Here is a 228-nt window from a genome sequence, read left to right as displayed (position 1 = left end):
TATCTTAGATAGTAGCCAACGGCTACAGTGATAACATCCTTGTTAAATTGTTTATATCTGAAATAGTTCATACAGAAGACTCCTTTTTGTTAAAATTATATTATAAATTCAACTTTGCAACAGAACCAATCAAACTATAGAGCAAGCTGGTAATGAATTTAAAAAATAAATTGGGATCATAACGCAATAAAAAGAGGAAGTTGCAGAGAAAAAGATAAAAATAATAAA

General features: G+C 27.6%; 1 pseudogene. It reads right to left on the bottom strand.

Annotation, left to right across the window (positions count from 1 at the left end):
* A pseudogene (locus IDG64_RS15000) lies at positions 1-71 on the bottom strand (IS6 family transposase); the annotation flags it as partial.
* Between the last annotated feature and the right edge of the window lie 157 nt (positions 72-228).

Source organism: Staphylococcus sp. EG-SA-15 (assembly GCF_017151895.1).
Taxonomy (GTDB): Bacteria; Bacillota; Bacilli; order Staphylococcales; family Staphylococcaceae; genus Staphylococcus; species Staphylococcus aureus.
Note: the sequence above shows the minus strand (reverse complement) of the source record. Positions and strands in the feature narration are given on the sequence as shown.